We start from the raw sequence: 12,726 nt of genomic DNA, 5'->3' as shown, positions 1-12,726 counted from the left end.
AATAATCAATAATACGCACCTATTCTCATGGTCGCCATCCAGACTAATAACAAGATTGAAAATCCCATAATTAGTTGCGAAATGCGACTTTCGTCAATAAATTCTTCAACATTACCAATAAAAAATTTATACGATTGGTTCAAGTAAAATGGAGAAAAAACGAGAATTCCAAAAAAATATCTCCCTTGTACTCCATTAATCACCTTTTCTCCGACTCCTGTAAATGATAAATACATGATAATATTTGTTAAAATTATTATTGCAAAACTTACTAAAATGACCGAAATTTTGAAAAATTTGTTTATTCTACCGATAAACTGCAATGGTGAAAATAATATAATCGCTCCAGCCAATATAAGGCTTATAAAAGCAGCAATTTCTGAGTAATAATATGACCAGCCAAAAGAAAAATATTGTTTGATTTTTAGAATACTTTCGACTACTCCAGAAGATAAACTATTAAAAAAATAACGAGGGTGTTCCATAATATATTTCAATTGTAGAGACTCATTGACTTGATTTGGTAAATCATCAGGCGTAATAGAAGAATAGATTTTAATCCAAAGTAGAGAAAATATTAACACTACTAAACATATACCAAAACTTAAAGAATATAATTTAACATTTCTATATTTTTTAATTGGAATAAAAATTAGCAAACCTATTAAAGCTACATATGGTAATTTACTCATTGCCATCAAACAACATAATACCATTAAATAAATTAAGTCATTTAATTCAATTCTATTATCGCGACAAAAAATACTTGCATACTTGCTAAGTATTAAAAGTATCAACCCATAAAAAATAGCATCTTGACTAAATGAAGCCGATATATATATCGGCAAATGCTGAATTGAAAAGAATGCTAATATCAATTTAAACTTTTCAGATTTTCTTATAGCAAAAAAAGACATTAGCGCGTAAACAAAAAGATTCATCAACCTTCCTAAATAAAACATTACACCAAGATTTCCGGTGAAGATCCTACCTAAAAAAATTCCTAGAGCACTTGGTAAATACATTAAGGTGCCATAAGGCCGAGTTGCTTTTATTTTAGTTTCAATTGTTTTTTTTGAATTATGCTCAATTTCGAATAAATTGAGTTCCATAAGATTTTTTTTAGGGTTCAATCTATTTATACCATTGTATCCTGTTTGCTTCTCCAAAAACTCATAATCCTTTGAAATTTTTAAATTGTTTTTATCATTACTTAAAAAAAAGTTTCCTTCTGCTACGTACTCTGCTCGAGCATAGTGGGCGGGTTCATCTAAAACATCAAATACAGGAGACAGGAAGACAAAAAGAGTTCCAAATAGGGCAATGATAGCCAAAGAGGCCCATTCTATCTCAGAAGTTAGAAATAGAACTGCTGACGCACCTACAAAAAAAACAAGGAGTATGGGCCACCAATCAAATTGACGAAAACCAGTGGAATATCCACCACCAATTATTGCTACAAAAAAACATGAAAGAAGAAACCATCTATTTTTAAAAAAATCTAATCGTAAATTATTCAAAACTTCCTCCGCCTACACCTTATTTTAAATTTAAAATAACAGCACCAACAATAATTAACGATGCTCCTATAATCGTAGTATAGGTAATAGTTTCATTCAATATAAAATATGAACTCACCAATACCGCAAGATTAGTCAACGCAACGCCTAAGGGTACGACAAAACTTATATCAGATTTAGAAATAATATACATCCACATTAAAAAACTAATCATATAGCAAAGTAAACCTAACAGGCTCATTACAGGTATATGAAAACCAAATGCTGTCTTACTGAGTGTCAGAGAAATTCCTCCTCCAGTTGACCCTAATTTGAACAGTACTAAGCCTGAAGTTGATAACACCACATAGAATAAAAATAGAATCATCATAACATCTCCAATTAATTATTTGTTGTTTGACTCTTTGCATAAAATTTTATTAAAAGATTGGCAACTGAGCGCGGCCAAAATTTTCTATACATTAAGATATCTTCTTTTGTTCGCGTATTGTCAGAAATAGTGTTTGTCGTCTCTGAATCTTCGTGAATTCTGTGATACATTAGGTCCTTATTTATAAATTGAAATTTGCCCTCCATTTTACTAATCTCATACCAAGCTAGCCAGTCAAGAGAAACTCTCAACGTTTCATTAAATTTAAATGGATTTATTTTATCTAAATTATAAGTTACAGCAGGACAGCAAATTGGATTTCCAAACGCTAAAATTCGTAATCGCCAAACTTTATTTTTAGGAAAAAGGTCTATAGCGTTTAACATTAATCGTTTAATTTTTAGATTTAAATTTTTTGCAATAACTTCGCCATCCTTCCATTCTTTATAATCACTGTATGCTATTAAGGTATCTTCATCTATTTTCTCCATGATATTTTTTAAATAGTGATTAAGATAGACATCATCTTGGTGTGCAATTGTGACATATTTTGTGGTTATAAATGAGAGTGCATTATTCCAATCTTTTCCAATACCTCCACCAGCCTTAGTATAGAAAGGGATTTCGTACTTTTCTCCTAAAGTTTTAATAAAATTATTTGGCGTAGAACTATACATAATAATTTTAGATTTCAAACTTTGTCTTTTCAGTGATCGTATACAATCTTCTAAATACTCGCTTTCTTTATAGGCACAAATTACAAAAGTATGATCCGTAGAGTCCATAAATAATTCTCCTTGCTATTTTTCTTTTTTCGACTTCAGAATTGATATTTCTTGAATCAGAGTATTAAGCTGGCTTTGTTGTCTAGACAGTTTAATAGAAAGTCGAAATACCAGATAGAGTAAAAATATTATTGCAGAAAACATTAAAAAATTTGACGTAATTTGAAAACCGAATAAATTAGCTATAGCTGCTGGAATTTTAGGGAAAAGAGAAAAAACGACCCAAATAATCCCAAAAGCTATCCATATAGCAGCATTTTCTAAAAGGAATCTATTGGTATTTATATTTCGGATGATGAAATATAAAAATAGTAATGCAATAATTACCATCATAATTGAGAATATATTAATCACTAATCTCCCTCCTTCATAAGAGCAGATATAATTATTGATGAACAAACATCAGACATGTACCTGATAGATTTTAATGGCGTAATAGAGGATTTCCCTCCGTTTCTTTCGAACATATTAACTGCTACTTCTTCAACAAAAAGTTTTTTCTTCAAAATGTGAACAATCGATTCTGGTTCTGGATATTTAACAGGATATCTTTGAGAAAAGAATTGAATGACTGACTTATCAGCAGCACGATATCCTGAAGTTGTGTCAAATATTTTTTTTCCTGTAACCAACTTGATAAAAAAAGAAATAATATTGATTCCAAATCTTCTCATTCCAGTAGTTTGAAAATCAGCTAATTTATCTCCCATAAAACGTGATCCAACTACAAGATTAGCTTGCTGATTTAAAATAGGATTGATTAAATTTTCTAATGAATTAATATCATGTTGACCATCTCCGTCAAATTGTACGGCAATGTCATAATCCATTTCTTTTGCATAACGATATCCTGTTTGCACCGCACCACCAATCCCCATGTTCATAATTAAATTAATTGAATTGATATTCTCGTTTCTTAATAAGTCTTCCGTATTATCAATTGAACCATCATTAATTACAACATAGTCTAAAGTATATGAAAACGAATCGCGAAAATCATTAACTTTTCTAATTGTATTCAATATACTCTCTTCCTCATTATAAGCTGGTATAATAAGTAAAACTTTTATATTCATTTTTTTAATCATTTCCATTCCTCATCTTCCACCACAAACTTTTTACCACAAAAATTGGCAGTTGCACGATGCGACCAATTCGTGTGGGATTACTTAATGAGCGATACAGCCACTCCAAATGTGTCTTAATAAAAAAAGCGGGTGCTCGCTTTACATGGCCACTTAAAACATCAAAACTTCCACCTACATCTTGAAAGATGTTCCCGTTAACATTTGCCATGTTCTCTGCCAACCAAAGTTCTTGGCGCGGAAATCCTAAGGCCACAAAAACAAAATCTGGCTGTACAGCATTCATCTGGGCAACAATTTCATGATTTGTCATTTTTGTGTAGCCGTCGATACTGCCAGCGACTATTAAATTAGGATAATCATTTTGAATATTTTTGATAGCATCGTTTAATACTTCTGGCTTAGCGCCATAAAAAAAACACTTTTTCTGTGTTTTATTGGCATATTCTAAAAGCTCCACCATCAAATCAAAACCGGCAACTCGTTCTTTGATTTTGCCACCGGTAATTTTTGAGACTAAAACAATTCCAATACCGTCTGGAATGCGGTGGGTGCTATTTTCAATTAATTGTATTATAGCAGGGTATTTTTTTGCTTCTAATGCAATTTGAGGATTCACGCTGATAATACTCATTTTTTGTTTGCTAGCTAAAAACTTCGGTACGTCGTCTAAGATAGCAGCATACGTTATTTGATCAACGGGTAATCCAAGAATCATTTCCGTCATCTATTTTCAATCCATCCTATCAATTGTTTGTGGGCATTCCCAGTATTATATGTATTCCACATATGATTGAAATCCACTAAATTTTTATAAGGATAATCTAAAATCCTCTCCACTAATTCTGTTTCTTTTATCACAATGGCTTTTTGTAAGCTTTCACCAAAATTTTGCTGTAAGCCTACCGTTTCATTATACTGATTAAAATCCGGACAATAATAAAGCAATTTCCCCCCTGGATTAGCCAGCGCATATTCAAAAGGAACAGAAGAATAATCTGATATTAAACAATCAACATTTTGCAACAAAGCCGGTAATGAAAGTGAATCAAAACTGGTTATTACATCTTCATGAGCAGCTAGTTTTGCTTGTAAGATTTTATCATGGGGATGCGCTTGAGCAAGTAATTGCCATTCAGCACCTAATTTTTGACGCAAGCTAGTAAAATCTAAAAGGGGTGTTTCATAGCTTTCACGATAAGTTGGTGCATAAAGCAATGTCTTTTTAGTACCAAATCTGGCAATAAATTGTTTTTTATTTTGTCTTTTTAACTCACTGTCAAAATAAATATCGGTTGGTAAATAACCAAACGGCAAAAATTCTGCTTTTTTTGCGTGATAACTATCTTCAAAAATAGTCTTCATTTTTTTGGAACCAATAACATAATGAGTGAAACGATTATAAACCGCTTGATAGCGTTCTTTATCGGCATTACTTTGCGCTTTTGCGTAGTTTGCTTCTAGACCAAAAGACTTAGCTGCACCAGCTGCATGCCACAATTGCACTACCGCCGTTCTATTAGAAAATTGAATTCCTGCTAAAAAAGCAAAATAGTTATCGCATAACACCACATCCGCATTTTTTGTTAATGCGACAATGTTATTACTAAAAATCTTTTTTGCAGCTAGAGAATAAGTATTACAGCCGAATCTTTGATAAGATTGGGCGACCTGTTCACTATTAGCAGTATAGCCAATCACTAACTCATGTTTAAAATGCGGCGCAAGATGATCAAGTATGATATTACTAGTTGTTGGAAAACTCAGTAAAAACACAACTTTCTTTTTTTGCACTGGGCGTTGACTTAGTAGATGGATTAATTTTAGATAACTATTTTTTACTGCCGTACTGACTTTTTTCATATTTACTCCTTTTTACACTATGGTCTATTGTACATGAAAAGCCAATGATTGAAAATAATTGTAAACAAACTGTCATATTAAGATTATGTATTTAGCCTAATTTTCTCTTTCATTCTTTTATATTAATTACTTTATAACAAAAAAATGTCGCAGTCTAATAGACTACGACATTGGCAAATATTCAAATTAACTAAAGAAACAATTTTCGCCTACAGCACGTTTAATATCGTAACTTGTAGCTGTTACATAGGGATTGTCTTGTGATACTTTATCGCGATCGCAAAGCTCACAAAAGTCGACTTTAAAGATAATACCGTCATTGACTACTTTTGCAGCGGTTGCCAAAATGGCACGATGAAATCCTTTCGGTTGGACCATATACTGTTTTCCTAACAAAATTGATTTTTCTGTTATCACTTTTATAACCCCTTTTCTTTTCTTGCGTTGCATTCATGATAACATACCTTTTATAACTTAATCAAGTTAATTTCGCTTTAAATCAATTATTTTAACTTGTATATACATATATACCAATTTTAGACCTAGTTCAAAAAAATGAAATAAAATAATAACTTTTAACTAAAGTTCGATTAAAAAAGGGCAAAAAAACTGCCACACAATAAAAAGACCCCCAAAAGTTAAAATTTTGGGGGGCACTTCAAAAAGCTTATGACAGTTTTTTTGTTATGGATAAATCCGATTTAATAAACGTGGGAATGGAATAGCTTCACGGACATGTTCAATACCAGCTAACCAGGTCACGGTTCTTTCTAAACCTAATCCAAAACCGGAATGCGGAACTGAACCATATTTACGTAAATCTAAATACCATGAATATTCATTTTCATCTAATCCATGCGCACGAATTTGTTCTAAAAGATACTCATAATCAGTTGCTCGTTCAGAACCACCAATAATTTCACCATAGCCTTCAGGGGCAATCATATCGGCACAAATCACCAAATCTTCACGAGTTGGGTGTGGTTTCATGTAAAATGGTTTAATTGCTTTTGGATAATTCAAAATGAAAACTGGACGATCAAAGGAATTAGCAATAAAAGTTTCATGAGGAGAACCAAAATCATCGCCCCATTCAATATCTTCAAAACCATTTTCTTGTAATAATTTAATTGCATCATCATACGTGATACGTGGGAAAGGAAGTTGTGTATATTTTTCTAATACACTACGATCCCGTTTTAAAACATGTAGCGCATAATCGCAATTATCTAAAACACTTTGAACCAAATAGGCAACATATTGTTCTTGTACTTCTAAACTTTCTTCTTGATGCATGAAGGCCATTTCTGGTTCTAACATCCAAAATTCAATCAAATGACGGCGTGTTTTAGATTTTTCCGCCCGAAAAGTTGGGCCAAAAGAAAATACTTTACCAAAAGCCATTGCGGCAGCTTCCATATAAAGTTGGCCAGACTGAGAAAGATAAGCTTTTTGATCAAAATAATTTGTTTCAAACAAATCAGTGGTACCTTCTGGAGCAGATCCGGTTAAAATTGGCGGATCAATTTTAACAAAGCCTTCTTTGTTAAAGAACTCATAACTTGCTCGAATCAACTCATTACGAATTTGCATAATGGCATGTTGACGAGAAGAACGGAGCCATAAATGACGATGATCCATCAAAAAGTCTGTTCCATGTTCTTTTGGCGTAATAGGATAGTCATGACTTTCGCCGATAACTTCAATATTTTGTACACCGATTTCATAGCCAAACTTTGAACGACTATCTTCTCTAATTTCGCCAGTTACTAAAATCGATGTTTCTTGATTTAAGTTTTTGGCTGTTTGGAAAATTTCTTCAGCTACTTCGCTTTTCACTACCACGCCTTGGAAATAAGCTGTCCCATCGCGTAATTGCAAGAAAGCAATCTTACCACTTGAGCGTTTGTTAGCAACCCAAGCTCCAATGGTGACAACTTCGCCTACGTGGTCTTTTGCATCAATGATTTGAATTTGTTCCACTTGTGTCTCTCCTATTCTTTCACACTAATTATTGTGAGGATTTCCTTCTAGCATTCTAATCTTTATTGCGTTTGTTTTCAACAAATTTATGCATTCGTCTTACAGCTTCTTCTAAAACATCCCAACTAGCCGCATAACTTATCCGCACATTTTCTGGTGCGCCAAAGCCTGCACCTGTAACTAAAGCGACGTGACCTTCTTCTAATAAATCTTCGACAAAAACATTGACATCATCATAACCACACATTGCCATGGTCTTTTTAACATTTGGGAAAAGATAGAAGGCCCCTTGCGGTTTTTTCACCTCAACACCAGGAATTGCTGCGATTAAAGGATACAATTTATTCAAGCGTTCCTCAAAAGCTACCCGCATTTTTTCAACAGAGCTTTGATCTCCTGTTAAAGCTTCTAAGGCAGCATATTGACTCGCAGCAGTCGGATTACTTGTTGATTGAGAAGCAATTGTTGTCATTGCTTTAATGATTTTAGCGTCACCTACAGCAAACCCAATCCGCCAACCAGTCATGGAATAAGTTTTTGAAACACCATTAATCACTATTGTCTGTTTAGCAATGGCATCTGATATAGTAGCGATTGGTGTGAATTTATTATCGTCATAAACTAAACGACCATAAATATCATCTGCGATAATTAAAATATCATTTTCAACCGCCCAGTTACCAATTGCTGTTAATTCTTCTTTGGTATAAATCATACCTGTAGGATTAGAAGGTGAGTTGATAATAATCGCAACTGTCTTATCTGTTCGTACTTTTTCCAATTGGGCCACGGTAACTTTAAAATCATTTTCAAAACCACCATTTACATAGACTGGGATACCTTCAGCTAGTTTTACTTGTTCTCCATAACTGACCCAATAAGGCACTGGGATAATAACTTCATCGTCTTTATCTAAAATAGCTTGAAATAAATTATAAAGCGCATATTTTGCGCCATCCGTTATGATAGTTTCTTCCACCTTGTAATCGAGTCCATAGTAGTTTTTCATATAATCAACCACAGCTTGACGCAACTCAGGAATACCAGCAGACTGGGTGTAAAAACTGGCTTTACCAGAAGTGATAGCTGCAATAGCAGCCTCTTCTATGTTTTTTGGGGTGATAAAATCTGGCTCACCTACCGTCAAACTCAGCACATCTACACCTTGCGCTTTTAAAGCTTTTGCCTTAGCAGCAGCAGCTAATGTGACTGATGGTTCTAATTTTTGGGCCCGTTGCGACAATTTCATCCTCATCATCTCCTCAATAAATTAAAAATCGTAAAGCGGTTATTTTAACCGAAATTATTTTCGGAATAAAAACAGTGGGCTTATCTTACACATCTTTAATAACTTTGACTTCTTCCCCTTTTTCAAACGACAATAAATAATAAGTAATTTGCCCATCTTCATCAGTAGCCATTACTTCCCAAACAGGCTTTTTATCATAAATCCCCAATTCAGCTTTTTTAGCAGTTTGGCTATGAAAAGTATTGTTAACTAGCGCTTTTGCTTTAGTAGCTGTAATACCATCTTTTTGGGGTAAGACAGTAATTTTTTCTCCTGATTTAGGAACAATAACAGCAATTTCTTGCCCTTTTTTATCACTACCAATTAAACTAAAATACGTCTGTTGGCGGTTATACCAATAAAATTCATCCACATTTACTAAATCAGTATGTTTTTTTGCTAAAGCAGTCGCTTCTTTTTTTGCTTGCTGCATAGGACTTTGGGCTTTTAAATAACCTAAAATACCTAGCGCAATCAAGATAACTAAAACACCAGAAATAATAAATAAAATTAGCTCCTGACGTTCTTCTTTTGCCAAGTTTTTTTTCACCGATTGACGCTCCTTTTGTGATAATTGCCTTTAATTATAGCAGACTTCAAGTTAAAAAGTTTTTCAGCACTTAAAATTCCGCTAATCTTTTAAAAATTTTGTAATCTCTTCAGTCATTTCTAAAAGTGGAATCTCTTTAATTGCAACTTTTTTAGGAATAGACTGACGTAATTTTTTACCATAAGTAGTATTTACAAAGCGCCGATCCAACACTACTAGTATACCTTGATCTTCAGGGGAGCGAATGAGACGTCCATAGGCTTGACGTAATTTTAACATAGCGTTTGGTAAAGATTCTGTCTGAAAAGGATCAACCCCAATCGATTTCAAAAAGTCATACCGCGCTTTAACCATGGGCCGTTTGGGATTTTCAAAGGGTAAACGTGTCACAATCACAAGCTCCAACTGTTCACCAGGAAGATCAATACCTTCCCAAAAACTATCTGTGCCAAATAAAATTCCAGACTCACTTTGACTAAAGCGTTTCAACAGCTTATCTCGACTGCCACCAATTCCTTGGGCAAGTATTTCTCGTCCATTTTCTAAAAAAGATAAATGCATTTTTTCATATACTTTTTGCAAAACTTCATGGGAGGTAAAAAGTACTAAGGCAGGACGATTAAAATCTTTCAATAAAGCAGTCAAATTTTCTGCTAAAAAGTGACTATACTCATTAGGTGAAAGTTGTGGTATATACGCTGCTTTAGTCGGAACTATAACTTCTGTTTGCTTTTCATAATCAAATGGTGATGGCACAATTTTTAAACTAGCAGCAGGGATTCCCAATCGTTTGGCAAATAAATTACGGTCTTTGGTAAGCTTTAGCGCCCCACCAATATAGATGATCTTTTCAAAGCGAGGATACCATTTTGTTTGCGGTAAAATCGCTGCTTTGAAATCTGTAACTTGAAAGGTTAATCCTGATTGTCTTTCATTTCTTAAGACCCAGTGAAGATAACGAGGCGCAAAATCATGACAAAAGCGTTGTATAATACGTCGTTGTTTTTCTAAATCATTTAATAAATCCGCTAATGTAGCAAAATCAATTTGAGCACAAACGCCCCAAGCAAGTCGCCGTTTAGCGAGAAATTGTTGCCAAAGAGTGCCAATTTCGCTACTTTCTTGTAAAAACAATTCAATTTTTTTTAAACATTTCAAAGTTTTTTTATCAAACTTCGTAAAATCTGCTGCCGTTACGATTTCTTGATCTAAAGATAGTTCTGTTAACAATAAATCTGTTAATGTCTCATAACAATCAGTCAGTGCGATTAACTCTTCTTTTAGTAAATTAATTAATCTTTTTCCTTCTGACTCTTGTGTTAACCAATTATCCAGCCTAGTAAAAACACCTTCATCACTTACAGCCTGTTCTACACGTTTAGTAAAAGAAAATGTATTAAATGATTCTGCGGCGATTTTTTCACAAATCGCTGGTAAATGATGAGCTTCATCGATAATTAGATAAGGTGATTCAGGTAATAAAGGTTCTTTTCGCAAACTTTCTTGCGCCAAATAAGCATGATTAACAATCAGACAATTACTTTCTTGCATCTGACTATTTAAAAACTTTAAAAAATCATGGGGATAAAATGGCGATTTGGGTGATAAGTAGTCTACGCCATGATGCGCAACGTCTTGGAAAAAGAGATGATTTAAATTAATTAAATTCAGTTCGCCCAAGTCCCCTGTTTTGGTTTTTGTTAACCAGACCAAAACCGCCATTTGATAAAGAGTGTATTGCTTTTGTGGTATTGGATTTAGCAGGGTCTGTTTAAACCTCGCTAAGTCTAAATAATGTCGTTTACTTTTTACCACTACAGCTTGAATTTTTTGATCTAAGAAACGATTTAACAACGGAATATCTTTTTTTATAATTTGTTCTTGTAATAGTAAAGAAACAGTGCTGATGACAAGTGGTTTTTCAGGTGTGGCTAAAAAACTCGCTGGTAGCAAATAACCAATCGTCTTGCCCATGCCTGTTGCGGCTTCAATTAATAAATCTTTCGTCTCTGTTTGCGCAAAATGTTGATAAACCAAATTCATCAACCGTGCCTGCTCTTTACGAAAGGATAACTTATTTTGATAGAGTTTTTCTTTTTGGGTTTTCTTTTGCGGATAATTTTTTTGATAGTGACTATCTTCATACAACGTAATTGCTTTTTTTTTCAATGCAATCCCGTCAACTATTTCTAGATCATCTGCTAGCGGTGGATTTTCTTTTACTTGTTGCTGATAAATATTTTCAATATAATCCTTCGTTTGCATCGCAGTTAGGGTAGCTAATTCACTAATTGTCTTTAACGTAACCAGTGGCAATTGTCGCATGATAGCTTCAATGTAAAGTAGCAGTGCTGCGGTAACCTCAGCATCACTATCAGCTTGATGTGGATTATCATGTTGCAGGCCAAAACTTTCCGCTAAATCACTTAACCGAAAACTGCTTTCTTCCGGCAAAAAAATTTGAGCTAATTCAACAGTATCGATACCCGGAATGTCTAAAGGCAAAACGCCACAACGCTTTAATTCAGCATTTAGAAATTGATAATCAAAAAAGATATTGTGTGCTACAAACACAGTATCTGCTAAAAGATCAGCAATAATAAAAGCAACATCTTCAAAATAAGGTGCTTTTTGAACACGGCTATTTGTAATATGCGTTAAATTTTGAATTTGCTTAGGAATTTTCTTTCCAGGATTAATATCCGTAGCAAAACGATTGATTAGACGGCCATTTCTAATCAAAACACAGCCTATTTGGATAATACGATCAACTTTTGGGTCTGTGCCTGTTGTTTCAATATCCACCACGGCATACGTTGTATTTTGGTTCATGATCAGCCATCTCCTAGTAAATTGATAATCTTAATAAAGGTTCATTTGAAATTATACTATTTTTTCAATAGTCATGAAATAAAAACCTGTTTTTCGTAAACAAAGTAAAATATAGTAGCTTGTTCCTTATTAAAATTATATAACCTTAAATACAAAAAAAGCCTGACGAGAAATCTCGTCAGGCTTATAAGTTTAATTTAAATTAAGCTTTGTTAACGTTTGTTGCTTGAGGGCCACGTTGACCTTCTTCAACATCAAAAGTTACTGCTTGGCCTTCTTCTAAAGTTTTGAAGCCGTCGCCTTGGATAGCTGAGAAGTGAACGAATACATCGTTACCGTCTTCTGCTGTAATGAAACCAAAACCTTTGTCTGCGTTGAACCATTTAACTGTACCTGTTTGCATATTAAAAATCCTCCTTGTGTGAAACACACGTATTTGTGCAATTCCTT

General features: G+C 33.7%; 13 protein-coding genes. All 13 read right to left on the bottom strand.

The window, feature by feature from the left end; genetic code table 11:
* Positions 1 to 5: 5 nt before the first annotated feature.
* Positions 6 to 1,520: a DUF2142 domain-containing protein gene (locus IGI65_RS07090; RefSeq protein ID WP_438773688.1), complete on the bottom strand. Its 1,515-nt coding sequence runs from the start codon at positions 1,518 to 1,520 to the stop codon at positions 6 to 8.
* Positions 1,521 to 1,539: 19 nt separating this feature from the next.
* On the bottom strand, positions 1,540 to 1,890 hold the full coding sequence (locus IGI65_RS07085; RefSeq protein ID WP_438773687.1) for a hypothetical protein: 351 nt from the start codon (positions 1,888 to 1,890) through the stop codon (positions 1,540 to 1,542).
* Between the two features lie 11 nt (positions 1,891 to 1,901).
* Positions 1,902 to 2,675: a glycosyltransferase family 2 protein gene (locus IGI65_RS07080; RefSeq protein ID WP_438773686.1), complete on the bottom strand. Its 774-nt coding sequence runs from the start codon at positions 2,673 to 2,675 to the stop codon at positions 1,902 to 1,904.
* A gap of 15 nt (positions 2,676 to 2,690) precedes the next feature.
* Positions 2,691 to 3,029 carry a DUF2304 domain-containing protein gene (locus IGI65_RS07075; RefSeq protein ID WP_438773684.1) on the bottom strand — a complete coding sequence of 113 codons (339 nt, stop codon included), beginning with the start codon at positions 3,027 to 3,029 and terminating at the stop codon, positions 2,691 to 2,693.
* Entirely contained in the window at positions 3,029 to 3,745 is a 717-nt protein-coding gene (locus IGI65_RS07070; protein WP_438774420.1) for a glycosyltransferase family 2 protein, read from the bottom strand. Before IGI65_RS07070 ends, IGI65_RS07075 begins: the two co-directional genes overlap by 1 nt.
* A gap of 10 nt (positions 3,746 to 3,755) precedes the next feature.
* Positions 3,756 to 4,487, bottom strand: coding sequence for a WecB/TagA/CpsF family glycosyltransferase (locus IGI65_RS07065; RefSeq protein ID WP_438773683.1), 732 nt, complete (start codon positions 4,485 to 4,487; stop codon positions 3,756 to 3,758).
* A complete protein-coding gene (locus IGI65_RS07060) occupies positions 4,484 to 5,623 on the bottom strand; it encodes a CDP-glycerol glycerophosphotransferase family protein (RefSeq protein WP_438773682.1) in 1,140 nt (379 codons plus the stop codon). The genes IGI65_RS07065 and IGI65_RS07060 overlap by 4 nt, the downstream gene beginning before the upstream one ends.
* A gap of 186 nt (positions 5,624 to 5,809) precedes the next feature.
* A complete protein-coding gene (locus IGI65_RS07055) occupies positions 5,810 to 6,040 on the bottom strand; it encodes a hypothetical protein (RefSeq protein ID WP_245813011.1) in 231 nt (76 codons plus the stop codon).
* A 267-nt stretch (positions 6,041 to 6,307) separates the two neighbouring features.
* A complete protein-coding gene (asnS, locus tag IGI65_RS07050) occupies positions 6,308 to 7,606 on the bottom strand; it encodes an asparagine--tRNA ligase (protein ID WP_071863729.1) in 1,299 nt (432 codons plus the stop codon).
* A gap of 55 nt (positions 7,607 to 7,661) precedes the next feature.
* Positions 7,662 to 8,855: a pyridoxal phosphate-dependent aminotransferase gene (locus IGI65_RS07045; protein WP_438773680.1), complete on the bottom strand. Its 1,194-nt coding sequence runs from the start codon at positions 8,853 to 8,855 to the stop codon at positions 7,662 to 7,664.
* Positions 8,856 to 8,940: 85 nt separating this feature from the next.
* Complete coding sequence (locus tag IGI65_RS07040) at positions 8,941 to 9,444, bottom strand: cell wall elongation regulator TseB-like domain-containing protein (protein WP_438773679.1); 504 nt, start codon at positions 9,442 to 9,444, stop codon at positions 8,941 to 8,943.
* Between the two features lie 81 nt (positions 9,445 to 9,525).
* Positions 9,526 to 12,276 carry a helicase C-terminal domain-containing protein gene (locus tag IGI65_RS07035; protein ID WP_438773678.1) on the bottom strand — a complete coding sequence of 917 codons (2,751 nt, stop codon included), beginning with the start codon at positions 12,274 to 12,276 and terminating at the stop codon, positions 9,526 to 9,528.
* A 202-nt stretch (positions 12,277 to 12,478) separates the two neighbouring features.
* Positions 12,479 to 12,679 carry a cold-shock protein gene (locus IGI65_RS07030; RefSeq protein WP_016172403.1) on the bottom strand — a complete coding sequence of 67 codons (201 nt, stop codon included), beginning with the start codon at positions 12,677 to 12,679 and terminating at the stop codon, positions 12,479 to 12,481.
* Positions 12,680 to 12,726 lie beyond the last annotated feature (47 nt).

The sequence above is a fragment of the Enterococcus sp. DIV0755b genome (genome assembly GCF_051713765.1).
In the GTDB taxonomy this organism is placed as follows: domain Bacteria; phylum Bacillota; class Bacilli; order Lactobacillales; family Enterococcaceae; genus Enterococcus_C; species Enterococcus_C canintestini.
The sequence above is the reverse complement of the archived record's forward strand: the minus strand, read 5'-3'. Positions and strand labels throughout refer to the sequence as shown.